Below are 14,823 nucleotides of genomic sequence, written 5' to 3'. Positions count from 1 at the left end.
AACGACATCAGGCATAAAATTATTTGTGCAATTAAGCGAGCCAAGGCCACCATCAGAACTCTATGATTGATTTCAAACCCTCCATCAATTTTTGGCATGATTTTAAAAGCAACCAAACTGCGGGGATGTGGTTATTTTTGGGGTCTCGTCGTTCTTTACAAATCGTTCGACCATCGATTTTACAATTGGTGTTTTGGGGGATTTTAGGTGGTTGTGCCAACAGTTTATTTAGTTGGCTCAGCACGGGGCGTATTGGCGAATTTAATGCCCAAGGTCTCATTAGCTACGCATTGTGGCCATTTATTGCTTTAATCGTGGGGATTTTCCTGTCACAACGTGTGAATAATCCACGGTTAATGTTGGTCCCAGCATTGCTTTGGTTGGTGCTTGATACGCACATCATGTTGTTTCAATGTTTGATTCAATATTTGGGAGATCTCGATTTTCTTCCATACTTCTTGTACGACTACATTCCAACGTTATTCATTATTCTATTTGTTTGGCAAAGTCTGGCTGTCGTTTGGGTATTTTCACGTGAGCTGAAATGGCCATGGTGGGAGCGAGCACTGATTATGGGTGCGACGCTATTTACTTTGGTCGTGTGGCAAGTCTCAGTCAAAGATCAGCCGATTTGGAAAGTGGAAGAAGTTCCACCAAGCTTTGCTGAAGATGCCTTCTATGCACAAAGCCGTTTGCTCAATAAATCTTTAGACGCAGTGGAATATGGTGAATTTGCCCAATCCCATTGGTACTTCTTAGGGGTGGCGGGTGCGAGTTATCAAGATGTCTTTAAACTGGAAATTGAACGGATTAAAGAACAGTTTGATACACGTTTTGGCACCTATGGACGTTCGGTTGAGCTTATCAATAACCCTGCAACGCGCACTGAAATTCCGCTGGCATCTAAAACCAGTATGGAGTTGGCGCTGCGTCGTATTGGTCAGCAGATGAACCGAGAAAGTGATGTCTTATTTTTATATATGACCTCCCATGGTTTACCGAATGTCTTTGAAATGGAAAATGCACCTTTGGATTTGGCGCAAGTCGATCCTAAATGGTTAAGAGAAGCCTTGGATGCATCCGGAATTCGTTGGCGTGTGATTGTGATTTCTTCATGTTATTCAGGCAGTTTTATTCCAGCACTACAAAATGATAATACTTTAATCATTACTGCATCGGCAGCAGATCGTCAGTCTTTTGGCTGTTCGAATGAAGCTGAATACACCTATTTTGGCCGTGCGTTCTTTGATCAGGCGATGCGTGAGCAGACCAGTATTCAAGCGGCATTTAATGAAACCAAAGCGACTGTAGCGAAATGGGAAGCAGCGCAGGGTTTCGAACCTTCTGAACCGCAGTGGTCGATGGGGAAAAACATGGCATTAATGTTGCCTCAATTAGAACAACGATTGTTCCCGCCGACGACTACTGCACCGGCTACGACGGTTACGCCTTAAAAGATTAAAAAGTTTAGGATAAAGATCATGGAATTAGTACAACGAAATACCTGTTTTGCGGGTGAGCAGCGCATTTATCAATTGGATTCTTTAAGTCTAAAGACCGCGACAAAGTTTGGTATTTTTCTGCCAGAAGCAGCCTTACAAGGCCAAGCGTGTCCTGCATTGTTTTATTTGGCGGGATTAACCTGTACTGAAGAAACCTTTGCCATTAAAGCGCATGCACAGTGTTTAGCTGCGCAGCTTGGCCTGATTTTAATCAGCCCTGATACTTCTCCACGTGGGGAACAGGTGGCGCAAGGCGATCATTGGGATATTGGGCAAGGCGCAGGCTTTTATATTAATGCAACGGAACAACCGTGGGCCGAGCATTATCAAATGGAACGTTTTATCACTGAAGAATTGTATTCGTTGGTACAGGCTGAATTTCCGGTACAAAAGGGTGCGATTGGCATATTCGGACATAGTATGGGCGGTCATGGTGCATTAACTTTAGCGTTGAAGCATCCTGACCTGTTTAAATCGGTTTCTGCTTTTGCACCGATTTGTGCGCCGAGTCAGTGTCCTTGGGGCGAAAAAGCCTTTAGTCAATATCTAGGTTCAGACCGTCAGCAGTGGCTTCAGCATGATGCTACAGCTTTAGTGCAATCCAAAGGGGCTTTGTTTAAAGCCATTTTGATTGACCAAGGCATTGATGATCAATTTTATAGCCAGTTAAATCCGGCGTTGTTTCAGCAAGCGTGTGAGCAAGTTGGGCAGCCACTCGAACTGCGTGAACATGCAGGCTATGATCATGGTTATTATTTTATTCAAAGTTTTATGGATGATCATTTGCAATTTCACGCTGTCCAATTGCAAACAGCGGTTCATTAATTCTAAAGCCAGTGTTTAAAAAATATTGAGGCACAGCTTGCTTTGATATACGTATAAATAAGGCATGGTGATGAGCATTGCCATGCAAATGAATAAATTCGACATACCAAAAAAAATAATTTAGGGTACTTATGCAAAATTCACAATTGGAAACGCCGCTTCCGCCAGAGCTGCCCGTGATGAATCCACCGAGTCTATTTGGTGAGACAGAACAGGCTGATGTTTTGGGGCGAAATTATCATTTTAGGTTTAAAGGTAATGCGTCTGAATATTTCGGTATTTGGATTGTGAATATCTTACTGACGATTGTCACGCTTGGACTTTATGCGCCTTGGGCAAAGGTCCGCCGTTTACGTTATTTTTACGGTAATACTTGGGTATTTCAGCGTCGTTTTGACTTTACCGGTTTGCCTACAAAAATTTTAGTTGGACGAATCATTGCGTTAGTGGTCTATGGTGGTTTCTCTTTTGCTATAAAGTATTCTTGGGAAGCTTTCTTAGCGGGCTTTGTCCTGATCTTCTTTGCGGTTCCTTGGCTCATTCGATCTACGATTCGTTTCCGTGCTCGCAACAGTAAGTTTAGTAATAGCCGATTCTTTTTTTCAGGGACAAATAAAAGCGCATATTGGTGCTTTGTTAAATGTCTTGCGGTGGTTGTCTTTACCCTTGGATTGTTTACACCAGTTGCGGTCTGGCTATATAAACGTGAATGTCTGAATCATTTGTATCTGGGGCAGTTGAAATTTAATCTGAATAATACGTGGGGCGATTATATGCGCGCCATGTATGTGCCTTTATTTCTGTTTATGGGCTTTGGTGCATTGCTGGCAGTAATCTTTGCAATACTGTTTGGTAGTTCAGATGGTTTAAATGACGCATCTTATGTCTTCATTATTTTTGGTATGTATTTGATTGGCTATATGTTTATTTGGCCACTCACAGCTGCACGTATTTTTATTACCACTTGGAATAACACCACGTTGAGCCGCAGTCAGTTTCATACGGACTGTAATCAATGGCGCTATGCATGGATTGTCTTGAGTAATTGGTTGGCTAAAGTGATTAGCCTCGGTTTACTGACACCATGGGCAGTTGTGCGACTATATAAATATCAGACGGAATCTTTGCATTTAATGTTGGTCGATGATCCAGACCAATTACAAAATCAAATGCAGCAAGATCACAATGCAATTGCTGAAGAATTATCCGATATTTTTGACCTAGATATTTCCTTATAACACAGGTGAATTACATGAAAACATCAGTAGTGAATGCAACCTATTATGATGGGAAAGTGTCAAAACCCTTTGTTGCTCAAATCAGCGCAGATGGGGAACATGCCGTGATTGTGCGTTATGGTCAAGACCTAGAACAAACGCAGCATTACACCTATCAAGATATGACGCTGATTGGAGCGTTAGGTGATATTCAGCCAGTGATCGAGTTAAAGGACGATGCTCGTTTAGAGTTTCATCAACCCTTGCCGGAGTGGTTTAATCTCGATGTAAAGTCGCGTTGGCATTCGATTTGGAAGTTGGAGCGTTCACCCTCCTTAATCATTTTTAGTGTGATTTTCGTGGTGGCGTTTGCTTTTGTATTGATTAAATGGGGCATTCCTGTGGCGTCGCATGTGGTGGCCAATCAACTGCCTGAGACAGCGTTAAAGAGTTGGGGGGATCAGGCGGAAAAATATATTATCGATATAACTGAACCCACAAAATTGCCACAAGCACGTCAAGACAAGTTAAAGCAAGAATATCAACAATTGGTGGCTGAAAATCGTCCTGCGAAGTTGTTATTCCGCGGTGGTGGCAGCATCGGTGCAAATGCATTGGCGATACCCAATAACACCATTATCGTGACAGATGAGTTGGTTAAACTAGCGAAAAATGATTATGAGCTCATAGGTGTGCTGGCACATGAGCAGGGGCATTTAGTCCAACGCCATAGTTTGCAGCAAAGTTTGTCAGGTTTAGGCATCAGTATTATTTTGTTGATGATTACGGGGGATGGCTCTGACATTCTTACCAGTTTACCGGTTGCTGCGGTGGGTGCGAGTTACTCACGAGACTTTGAATCTGAAGCAGATTTATATGCCTTAAAACAACTTTCAAAACATCAAATTCCAACGGCACATTTTGCAAACTTCTTACAACGTATGGAAGATGAAGCTGATGGTGAAACAGCAAAAGAGAAAGGTGCAGAGGATGAAACTGCCAAAAATCAGAGATCTTGGACAGACTTCTTTGAGTCACATCCAGCGACGAAAGCCCGTATTGATGCAGTTAGAAATTATCAATCACATCAGCATTGAGTGAAAGGCTTTGACAATATGGCGACGTAGACTACGGTTCACGTTGCCATGTTGCACTGAGTTCTTCTTGCCCCATGCGGATCAAATGATCTAAAACCACATGTTCCAATTGATCTAGATTTGCACTTGGATCTTGGGCTGAAATCACCACATCTAAAAATGCAACTTGTGGTAAAAGACTGACCTCTGCAGAGGGCAGTTGAATCTTGAATGCAGTATTTTCTCCAATGAGCTGTTCATTGACTTCAAATTTATGTTTCCAATGATTGACTAAGCGTTTAGCAACACGTGCTGCTTGGGCGGTGGTGATTTGTGTTGAACTTTTCATAAATGCAATTTTATTATTAAGCCGTCAGTCCTTTAACTTAGCAAAGTACATAGATGCTCGTTAAGTCTAAATATGCAACGCTGTGTTTCTATCCCTGAGATCTTTATCCATATTAATCACTGATGTTACGCACGCAAAAAATAATTTTGCATTTTTAAAATGATATTTAAGTCAATTCGACGGAGTCTTACATCTAGGGCTTAAATAAAGGGATTAGCCTTCGGCTGGAGGTACTCTTACGAAACGATGTTTCTCATTAGGCAAAATGAGATGCGAAGCTTCGCAAGGAAACCATCTTGCGGAGCAATGCTCCTCACCGCAAAACTCGCTCTCTAGCGTCTATTTATTTAGAGTATTGCAAAAAAAATTTGATGAGAAGTAGTGCTGTCTCAAACAAATGCGGATGACGTTACCGCGTATCTTTCTTTTATTTGAACCAATTACGCTTCTGATATTACTGCGTAACATCAGTTCATCCTAGGTTTTTTTATTATAGAGATCTCAATCATCAGTATCGAAAAAACGACTGAGGGCGTGGGCAGCGAATAGGGGGACAATTTGCTATAATGCGTCAATCACTCCCTTTTCAAAGCTAGGTTTTTCATGTCCAAGCCATTCTTAATCGCACCTTCAATTTTGTCAGCAGACTTTGCGCGCTTAGGTGAAGAAGTTGAAAACGTTCTAGAAGCCGGTGCAGATGTTGTTCATTTCGATGTCATGGATAATCATTATGTACCGAACTTAACTTTTGGTGCGGGCGTTTGTAAGGCATTGAAAAAATACGGCATTAAGGCGCCAATTGATGTGCATCTAATGGTTTCGCCGGTAGACCGTATGATTGGTGATTTCTTGGAAGCTGGCGCAGATATCATCACTTTCCACCCAGAAGCGACTGACCACATTGACCGCTCTTTACAGTTAATCAAATCTGGCGGTGCGCAAGCGGGCTTGGTGTTTAACCCTGCGACACCTCTGCATTATTTAGACTACGTTTTAGATAAAGTTGACCAAGTCTTGTTGATGAGTGTGAACCCAGGTTTTGGTGGTCAAAAGTTCATTCCAATGACTTTGGAAAAGCTGCGTCAAGCACGAAAAATTATTGATGCTTCAGGTCGTGATATTCGCTTAGAAGTGGATGGTGGTGTTACTCCAGCTAATATCCGTGACATTGCTGAAGCTGGTGCAGATATGTTTGTGGCTGGTTCAGCGATTTTTGGTAAGCCTGATTATAAAGCTGTAATTGATGACATGCGTTCAGAGTTGGCAAAAGTGCATGCTCAAGAGGCTTAAGTCTTTGGGTATAAGTTATTCCTTGCTTGTGGATAACTATATGGATAACTGTATGGATATCTGTGTAGATAACTATATGGATAACTTGGATAAATTATAAACGATTGTGCATCAATGGTTTAATAATTAGACGTATTAAGTATAAAAAGGACTCAATTGAGTCCTTTTTTTTATGGGGTAAAGTGTTTGAAATGCTGTATGTTTATTAATCTATGGTAAATAATTAATCAGTTTAAAAAATAACTTTTATGTTTTAATTGGAAGATATGCGCTGATTTTTATGACAGCGCAATAAATTTAAAACTGTTGTGAATAACTGCACAATTAATTATGCTGTTAGCAACTATTGAGGTACGCTGCGACTGGCAAAACACATCATCGATCGCACTGGATAATGCTTTTAGATATTTCTGAATGTATCGTTCATGATGGATAAATCGGTCGAGCTGCATGTCATGTTGATACAAATGTCATGTGATTGCATTTGAATCGTAAATAATATCATCATGGTGTTTCATGCGGATTTCAGCTGAGCCGATTGCGTGATGTTTCTAAAGATGTGTTAATAGGGACATGTTGTCACATGTGCATCATTGGGTTGAATTAGGGTACTAAATTGTTCAATTTTTTGCGTAAGCATCTTGCCTTTGCTTGGCTCATGGCGTTTGTCATGGGGTGGAGCAGTGTGGTCGGTGCTCAGCAAAATTTTCAACATCAACAAATGATGAACGCAAATGCCCATCAGGCATCAGTTCATGCAGCACATGCTGATCCTTCGCATTTAAATATGACAAATTGCCATCAAAATCAGCGGCAAGCTGCTCCTGAGCATGCAGTACATCATGGCAAGCAAGCAACACCTGAAGTCATTTTAACGATGGATTGTCATCAATCTTCAGATGCGACATCTGCACTGCAAGATGGTCAGGCGCATCATTCAACGACACAAAGTACAGACTGTCGTCAGGACTGTACACTCGCACATTGCCAAATCAGTACCTCTTATGTCGATAGCGCCTTGGTCGCATTGCAGACCTTCCATGTGTATCACTATGCAGAACCCCCTCGTTTCATTTTTGCTGGACAGCATTTAAAAGGCTTTTGGCAAGAAATTCTAAGACCCCCGCAAGCTTAACCTGAGTTTTAAATACGTTTTTTCGTTATTTTATAAAGGTTAAGTCATGTCTAATTTATTTAAATCAGGCCTCGTGCTCGGGGTATGTCTGCTGTCACCAACGTGGGCGTTTGCAGCCATTAAAGAATATCATCTGAATATTGATGAAAAGACCATCAATTTGACTGGTAAAGCGGTCAAGAAAATCAGCGTCAATGGTCAGTTTCCAGCACCTTTACTGGAGTTTGAAGAAGGCGATGATGCGGTCATCCATGTGCATAATCAGCTCAAAAAACAAAATACCTCGGTGCATTGGCATGGTCTATTGCTGCCCGGTTTAATGGATGGTGTACCCGGTTTTAATGGTTTCAATGAAATTCAGCCCGATGGTAGCTTTACTTATAAATTTAAGGTCCGTCAAAGCGGAACCTATTGGTATCACGCGCATTCCAAAGGTCAAGAACAAGACGGATTGTATGGCGCTTTAGTGATTTATCCGAAAGGTAAACAATCACTTGCCGCACATGAACAGACACAACGTGATTATGTGGTCATGCTGTCGGATTTTCATGAATCATCTAGCGCTCAGATTATGGCAAATCTGAAAAAGTCTGCCGAATACTATCAAAATCAGCGTGAAACAGTTTCAGATGTATGGACGCAAATTCAACGAACAGGTTTTAAAAATACGTGGCAAGATCGTTCGATGTGGAATCAGATGCGAATGCTGAAAACGGATTTGTCTGATGTCACGGGTTATACGTTTTTAGTGAATGGCAAAACACCACAGCAGAACTGGACGGGGATGTTTAAGCCCAATGAAAAAGTCAGACTTCGTTTTGTAAATGCTGCGGCCATGTCGTTTTTTGATGTGCGTATTCCTCAGCTCAAAATGACGGTGGTCAGTGCAGACGGCCAAGCGGTCAAACCGGTCAATGTCGATGAATTCCGAATTGGTGCTGCGGAAACCTACGATGTGATCGTAGAGCCTAAATCTGCGCACTATCAGATAGAGGCTGAGTCGATCGATCGGACAGGATTTGCGATTGGCACTTTACATGATGAAATGCAGCCTCAGTACTCAGGCATTCACATGCCAGATGCACGACCACGTGCTTTGCTGACCATGGAAGATATGGGTCATGGTTCAATGTCAGGTATGGACCATAGCAACATGGGACATACGGCTACAGGTTCAACCCAAACTTCGGCAAGCCAGCAAGCGAATACTCATGAGCACAGCGCACATACTGTCAATCCGTCAAATATTCAGCTGAATCAAGCACATGACCATGCCGCTATGGGACATGATATGGAGCATTCCCCAATGCCTGCACATACTGCTATGCAGCATCCAGACATGCATAAACAGAACATGTCTGATTCAGCGCATGCCAATATGCATCATAGCGTGATGGATCATTCATCCATGAAACATGATACGCATACAGCGATGGAGCATGCACAGTCTAAAGAGGAGACGCGTGCAGTTGAAAATTCAGCAACGGTTATGGGTTGGGCCAATGCTTCTACTCCTGTCGGTGATAAGGCACTGCAATATAGTGACTTAAAAGCATTAACCCCGCAGCCTGATACACGTGAACCGACGCAAGATTTGGTCATTCATTTGGGTGGAACAATGGAACGCTATATGTGGACCATGAATGGCAAAAAATTCAGTGAAGCTGAACCACTAAAGGTGAAATATGGTGAGCGAATCCGACTGAAATTTGTCAATGACAGCATGATGGCGCATCCGATGCATTTACATGGCATGTTTATGCAATTGGAAAATGGGCAAGTGTCTTCTGAAATGCCAAATAAACATACGGTGATTGTGCCGCCGGGGAAAACTGTCACGGCTCTGTTAACGGCCAATGAATTAGGGGAATGGGCGATTCATTGTCACTTGCTGTATCACATGTCCGCAGGGATGATGAATAAACTTGTGGTCGCAAATGTCGCGGAGAATACTAAAACAGCATCTGTGCCGAAAAAGGAGGTGTCTCATGCGCATCATTAAACCATGCACATATACAGTACTGGGTTTAGCTTTGGCATCTGTCACTCAAATGACCATGGCGCAAGATGCACATCACAGCATGCTGATGTCAGCTCAACATGAGTCGCATTCCTCACATGATTCGTCGCATCAAGAGATACAAACAGCGATTGAATCGAGCCAGATAGAGCATACTGCAGAACATGCAGAACATGCAGAACATGCAGAACATGCAGAACATGCAGAACATGCAGAACATGCAGAACATGCAGAACATGCAGAACATGCAGAACATGCAGAACATGCAGAACATGCAAATGCATCATCTATTGCGTCACGTGCTGCTTCTGCGCAGCACCCTGTTGATCATAAGCGTGAACATGGTGGACAGATTTATCAAGCGACTGAGATTGACAGTCGATGGCTCAATAATGCCGATGGCCGAGGACGTTTAAAGACCGAAATTGAGAGTCGAATCGGGACCGATGAAAATAAGCTCTTCATCAAACTACATGCCGATAAAGCCGAATCTCAAGACGCAGATTATGCGGCTCAAGTGATGTATAGCCGTATGATCTCAGACTTTTGGGATGCGCAAATTGGTGCGCGTTATCGGGTCGATGAACATCAAGTGACGGACAAAGAACAGTTAGATGCTGTGGTGGGTTTGCATGGTCTGGCACCGTATTTCTTTGAAACCGATGCTTATTTATATCTTGGTGCAGATAAACAGGTCAGTTTTTCTTTAGAAACCGAACGTGATTTGCTGCTGACCCAAAAATTGATTTTAAAGCCGTATCTGAACCTAGATGTGGTGCTGAGTGATGATTCTGCCTATGCACAAAAAACAGGACTCAGTTCTGTATGGTTAGGGCTAGAAACACGCTATGAAATCAATAAAAAGTTGATGCCATTTATCGATGTTGCTTACAGCTATGAAAAAGGAAATCAGCATACGGCACGGCAAGCTGAAACTGGAAGTGAAAAACAATGGTGGTATGGCGCAGGTGTACGTCTGAAGTTCTAATCGGCGAATAGACCAAATAAAGAGGGCATCATCAACTGGTTTTGGTGGTGCCTTTTTTATCTCTGAATCTGTCCTTTGAAAAGATATGCTATGTTTTGGCGCAATTCATCTGCACAAGTTTTTTCCTTAACTGAATAACGCCCTGAATTTGGTCAAAAAATGTAAAGACTGCACTAAAATTCAGCATATTTGCTATACTGAGACAATATTCGGAGGAACGACCTCCCTTACATCTTTGTTCGAAGCCAGTAAGAAAAATCGTCAGGACGACCTGACTCTACTAATATGGAGGAAGGCATCATGGCCTGGGTTGTTCTAGTATTCGCTGGTATTTTTGAAATCGTTTGGGCCTATTCGATGAAGCTCTCAGAAGGCTTTACAAAACTTGGCCCAAGTTTAGTTACTTTATTTTTTATGATCCTGAGCTTTGGTTTATTGGCCTATGCCATGAAAACGTTGCCTCTGGGAACAGCTTATACCATTTGGACAGGAATCGGCGCGATTGGCTCATTCCTCGTGGGTATTTTTATACTCGGTGAGCCTGCAACTGCCATGCGGATGTTAGCCGCAGTACTGATCATTTCGGGTCTAATCTTGATGAAATTATCTTCAAGTTAATATGTTCTAAAGCACAGCGGTCATTGATCCCTGTGCTTTTTTTATGGGTAAAAATATGGCTTGGGTTTTATTAATTGTAGCGGGATTACTTGAGGTGGTTTGGGCCTATTGTATGAAAGTCTCTGAAGGCTTTAGCAAACTGACGCCAAGTATTTTGACCATTATTTTCATGATCGCAAGTTTTGCTTTATTGTCTTATGCAATGAAATCCTTACCGCTGGGTACAGCCTATACGGTGTGGACAGGGATTGGTGCAGTGGGTTCATTTATCCTCGGCATCGTTGTATTGGGTGAGCCTGCCAATGCCATGCGCATGCTAGCTGCGGTCCTGATTATTTCAGGACTGGTCTTGATGAAATTATCGTCCTCCTGAATAATGAAGTGCTGCGATTTTGAGCTTGGAGTATGTCATGCAACTTTCTTATCAGTTTTTAGATTCACCCGTTGGACAATTAAAACTTGTTGCACATGAAACCGCATTGGTGGCTGTCCTTTGGGAAAATGAAAACCCTAATCGTGTGCGATTGGCGGCTTTGGTTGAAGATCTACAACACCCAATTTTGCTCAAAACTGCACAGCAATTAAATGAATATTTTGCAGGTAAAAGACAGCAATTTGACTTGCCGCTAGACTTTGAAGGTACCGAATTTCAGCAACAAGTTTGGCAAGCTTTACTGACAATTCCTTTTGGAGAAACTCGCAGTTATAAACAAATTGCAGCGCAGATCGGCAATGTCAAAGCCGTACGTGCTGTCGGTGCAGCCAATGGTAAAAATCCAATTTCAATTATTGCACCCTGTCATCGTGTCGTGGGCGCAAATGGAAAATTAGTGGGTTTTGCGGGTGGTCTAGAAAATAAAGAAATATTGTTAAAAATTGAGAAATTACAATAAAATAGAAAATATACTTATTTAAAATAATGAATCAAATTAATGAATATTTCTCAAATCTTTGCACCCTTCATTTCGACGTTGTGGTGGCTAATTCCATTGTTACTGATTGTGGGGGCAATCAAAGCATTTAAACCTTTTTTAAAGGGGAAAATGGGGGAGTTTGCTGTCGCCGTTCATGTCAAACTTTATTTGAAAGACCATTATATATTGTTAAATGATTTGACCTTACCAGATGGCGAGGGAGCTACGACTCAAATTGATCATCTTCTTTTAAGCCCATTTGGTGTGTTTGTGATTGAAACTAAAAACTATAAGGGCTGGATTTTTGGGAGCGAGAGACAAAAACAATGGACGCAAAAGATTTATAAAAAAAGTTTTAAATTTCAAAATCCGATTCACCAAAATTATAAACATATGAAAGTGTTAGAGCAGGTGTTGAGCGATATTGTGGATAAAGACAATATGCATTCTGTGATTGTTTTTATGCCTGAAGCGGTGTTTAAAACAGAGATGCCGTCGAATGTATTTCGGGGTACAGCTTGGGTGGACTATGTTCAAACTTTTCAGCAACCCGTGATCTCTGAAATGAAACTTAAACGAATACAGTTACGTTTAGAAAAAGAAATTTTAGAAAAATCGTGGAAAACAAATCGACAGCACATTGAGGATTTAAATCAACGGCATAATTCATAAACTTCCTGTATGCTGTGGATTGTGAACAGTATCTGACTGATAAAAATAGACGGACAATAACAATGAACGACACGCTGCAACATCTTTATGAATCGACTTTAGATCATCCTGAGCAATACCAAGACTTTTATCAGCAACTTTTAGCCAGCCAAGTGTATTGTCTGGGTGAGCGTGATGCTGAGCAGCATCTGCATTTTCAATTAATGGAAACGGAGCAGGGCGAGCAAGCCATTCCATTTTTTCTGAGTCTTGCGATGCTTCAACAGGATGTTGGCGCAGACGCAGAATTTGTCATGATCAGTGCTGAAAAATTGTTTGCCATTACCAAAGGCGCAAGCTTGGTGATGAACCCGACTTCGGAACATCCTAAAGAGTTCTTGGCAGATGAGATCGACGCAATTTTAGAGTTTGCCAAACAACAAAGCCTTTGAACACTGTAGGTGTAATCAAAGGCTCTGCGGCTACGCTGAGATATGTGTTTTCACACTTTTTCGTTTTCATATTGGGCGATGTGCTTTAAAACTTACATACCGGCTTTGAGTTTTTGCACGATTTCATCAAGTGGTTTGACACGTTTTACTTCATCCCAAAGGACTTTGGCTTCTGGATAGTGCTTCGACATCATGCCGAGCCATTGTTTATAACGACCGACCATATTCATTTCTTTTTTATACGAGCCATTTAAGAAACGAATTTGTAATCCAAGTAGTTCATGCCATGTAATCAGCGGCTCATCGGTATTACGACGAATACACTGTGTAATGTCAGGGGTGGTCACCGCAGCACGACCAATCATCAGGTCTTCACAACCAGATTCGAGTTGGCATTGTTTGGCATCGGCATTGTTCCAAATTTCACCGTTGGCAATCACGTTAATTTTCAATGCTTCACGAATGGGTTGCAACTGATCCCAAAAGGCAGGCGGGGTATAACCATCGGCTTTGGTTCGCGCATGGACTGTAACCCATGCGGCACCCGCATCTTCGATGGCATGCGCATTTTCCATGGTGAAGTTATGATCCATATAACCCAAACGCATTTTTGCCGATACAGGAATATGACTCGGAACAGCATCACGCACAGCTTTGACTAACTCATACACCACTTCTGGTTCATCTAGCAGAACTGAACCACCACGGTGGCGATTGACGGTTTTTGCAGGACAACCAAAGTTCATATCAATCGCAGGTGCACCAAGTTCTACTGCGCGTACAGCATTTGCCGCGAGCATGGTCGGATTGTTACCTAAGAACTGCACATGAACCGGTGTTCCTGCTGCAGTTTTGCCGTCATTGTTCAGTTCGGGACAATAACTATGATAAATATGGTCGGGCAGGACAGAGTCCGTGACACGGATAAACTCGGTTACACACCAGTCAAAACTCCCCACATGCGTCAACACATCTCGCATAATTGGGTCGGTTAAGCCTTCCATCGGCGCAAGAACAAGTTTCACGGTCACACAGCCAAAAATTGAAAAACGGAGTTATACGTGGTTTTGAAAGGGATGTCTAGGTTTTGTGCTTATGGTGACGCGGAATACGAAATGACAAGATTTTATGTAACTATTTGGTGAAATTAGGACCAAAGTCGTAAAGTATTGACTGACATAAAACTTTAACAATAAAATGAGTAAATACATATGGATAGTAATAATAAGAAGATGGCTTATACTGTTGTTTTTTAATGGAATCAACAACATATACTGTGCTTGAATCTTTTAAGATTTCATGTATGATGGCTGCAACTAGAAAAAAAGTATTGTTTCGTAAATTTTCTTTAAGTATCGCAGTGTTAGTCATAATCCTTCGTTTTTTACAGAAATGAAGTTCAATTCTTTATTATTTTCCAAGTTATAGTCAGTCATCATCCAATGGCTAAATCAACAAATTAATAGGTATTATTATGTCTAATACAGTTACTGGTACAGTTAAATGGTTCAACGAAACTAAAGGTTTCGGTTTTATTGCACAAGACAACGGTCCTGACGTTTTTGCTCACTTCAGCGAAATCACTGGTTCTGGCTTCAAAACTTTGCAAGAAGGCCAAAAGGTTTCTTTCAGCATCGCTCAAGGTCAAAAAGGCCCGAATGCTGTAAACATCGTTGCTCTATAATTTAGACGTAATGAAAAAAAAGCGCTGTATAGCGCTTTTTTTATGCCTGTTATTTCTGTGTGAATAATCAAGCTATAAAAAAGAGAGCCTTAGCTCCCTTCG

General features: G+C 41.8%; 16 protein-coding genes. 14 read left to right on the top strand and 2 right to left on the bottom strand.

Features of this window, described 5'->3' with window-relative positions; translation table 11 throughout:
• Positions 1-62: 62 nt before the first annotated feature.
• The 4 genes from FTU12_RS04605 to FTU12_RS04590 all read left to right on the top strand — a co-directional run bounded on the left by FTU12_RS04605 (position 63) and on the right by FTU12_RS04590 (position 4,641).
• Positions 63-1,454 (top strand): C13 family peptidase, encoded by a 1,392-nt coding sequence (locus tag FTU12_RS04605; RefSeq protein WP_180113838.1) that lies wholly within the window; start codon positions 63-65, stop codon positions 1,452-1,454.
• A 27-nt stretch (positions 1,455-1,481) separates the two neighbouring features.
• Positions 1,482-2,327 carry an S-formylglutathione hydrolase gene (gene fghA, locus FTU12_RS04600; protein ID WP_180113837.1) on the top strand — a complete coding sequence of 282 codons (846 nt, stop codon included), beginning with the start codon at positions 1,482-1,484 and terminating at the stop codon, positions 2,325-2,327.
• Positions 2,328-2,458: 131 nt separating this feature from the next.
• The gene (locus tag FTU12_RS04595; protein ID WP_168378510.1) at positions 2,459-3,565 is read left to right on the top strand and encodes a YjgN family protein; all 1,107 of its coding nucleotides are present in this window, start codon (positions 2,459-2,461) and stop codon (positions 3,563-3,565) included.
• Between the two features lie 14 nt (positions 3,566-3,579).
• Positions 3,580-4,641 (top strand): M48 family metallopeptidase, encoded by a 1,062-nt coding sequence (locus FTU12_RS04590; protein WP_180113836.1) that lies wholly within the window; start codon positions 3,580-3,582, stop codon positions 4,639-4,641.
• A gap of 31 nt (positions 4,642-4,672) precedes the next feature.
• Here the strand turns inward: FTU12_RS04590 and FTU12_RS04585 are convergent, their stop codons facing one another.
• A complete protein-coding gene (locus FTU12_RS04585) occupies positions 4,673-4,969 on the bottom strand; it encodes a DUF2218 domain-containing protein (RefSeq protein WP_180109462.1) in 297 nt (98 codons plus the stop codon).
• A 603-nt stretch (positions 4,970-5,572) separates the two neighbouring features.
• On the opposite strand from FTU12_RS04585, the gene rpe reads away from it, so the two are divergent.
• The 9 genes from rpe to FTU12_RS04540 all read left to right on the top strand — a co-directional run bounded on the left by rpe (position 5,573) and on the right by FTU12_RS04540 (position 13,037).
• Positions 5,573-6,259 (top strand): ribulose-phosphate 3-epimerase, encoded by a 687-nt coding sequence (gene rpe / locus FTU12_RS04580; RefSeq protein ID WP_078192356.1) that lies wholly within the window; start codon positions 5,573-5,575, stop codon positions 6,257-6,259.
• A 616-nt stretch (positions 6,260-6,875) separates the two neighbouring features.
• Positions 6,876-7,394, top strand: a complete 519-nt coding sequence (locus FTU12_RS04575; protein WP_180113835.1) for a hypothetical protein — start codon at positions 6,876-6,878, stop codon at positions 7,392-7,394.
• Between the two features lie 46 nt (positions 7,395-7,440).
• Positions 7,441-9,396: a multicopper oxidase domain-containing protein gene (locus tag FTU12_RS04570; protein WP_180113834.1), complete on the top strand. Its 1,956-nt coding sequence runs from the start codon at positions 7,441-7,443 to the stop codon at positions 9,394-9,396.
• Entirely contained in the window at positions 9,383-10,402 is a 1,020-nt protein-coding gene (locus FTU12_RS04565; RefSeq protein ID WP_180113833.1) for a copper resistance protein B, read from the top strand. The genes FTU12_RS04570 and FTU12_RS04565 overlap by 14 nt, the downstream gene beginning before the upstream one ends.
• Positions 10,403-10,702: 300 nt before the next feature.
• Positions 10,703-11,020 carry a multidrug efflux SMR transporter gene (locus FTU12_RS04560; RefSeq protein WP_078191168.1) on the top strand — a complete coding sequence of 106 codons (318 nt, stop codon included), beginning with the start codon at positions 10,703-10,705 and terminating at the stop codon, positions 11,018-11,020.
• Positions 11,021-11,075: 55 nt separating this feature from the next.
• A complete protein-coding gene (gene sugE / locus FTU12_RS04555; RefSeq protein WP_111884830.1) occupies positions 11,076-11,393 on the top strand; it encodes a quaternary ammonium compound efflux SMR transporter SugE in 318 nt (105 codons plus the stop codon).
• Between the two features lie 37 nt (positions 11,394-11,430).
• Positions 11,431-11,913 (top strand): methylated-DNA--[protein]-cysteine S-methyltransferase, encoded by a 483-nt coding sequence (locus FTU12_RS04550; protein ID WP_180113832.1) that lies wholly within the window; start codon positions 11,431-11,433, stop codon positions 11,911-11,913.
• A gap of 39 nt (positions 11,914-11,952) precedes the next feature.
• Entirely contained in the window at positions 11,953-12,606 is a 654-nt protein-coding gene (locus tag FTU12_RS04545) for a nuclease-related domain-containing protein (RefSeq protein ID WP_180113831.1), read from the top strand.
• A gap of 62 nt (positions 12,607-12,668) precedes the next feature.
• Positions 12,669-13,037, top strand: a complete 369-nt coding sequence (locus FTU12_RS04540) for an SseB family protein (protein ID WP_078191165.1) — start codon at positions 12,669-12,671, stop codon at positions 13,035-13,037.
• A 92-nt stretch (positions 13,038-13,129) separates the two neighbouring features.
• Here the strand turns inward: FTU12_RS04540 and FTU12_RS04535 are convergent, their stop codons facing one another.
• The gene (locus FTU12_RS04535) at positions 13,130-14,062 is read right to left on the bottom strand and encodes a tRNA-dihydrouridine synthase (protein WP_180106345.1); all 933 of its coding nucleotides are present in this window, start codon (positions 14,060-14,062) and stop codon (positions 13,130-13,132) included.
• 449 nt (positions 14,063-14,511) lie between these two features.
• Here FTU12_RS04535 and FTU12_RS04530 point away from each other — a divergent pair, with 449 nt between their 5' ends.
• Positions 14,512-14,721, top strand: coding sequence for a cold-shock protein (locus FTU12_RS04530; protein ID WP_067761877.1), 210 nt, complete (start codon positions 14,512-14,514; stop codon positions 14,719-14,721).
• The last annotated feature ends 102 nt before the right edge of the window (positions 14,722-14,823 follow it).

Source organism: Acinetobacter sp. YH12063, from assembly GCF_013419715.1.
Lineage (GTDB): Bacteria > Pseudomonadota > Gammaproteobacteria > Pseudomonadales > Moraxellaceae > Acinetobacter > Acinetobacter amyesii.
This window is presented reverse-complemented; position numbering and strand designations above follow the sequence as displayed.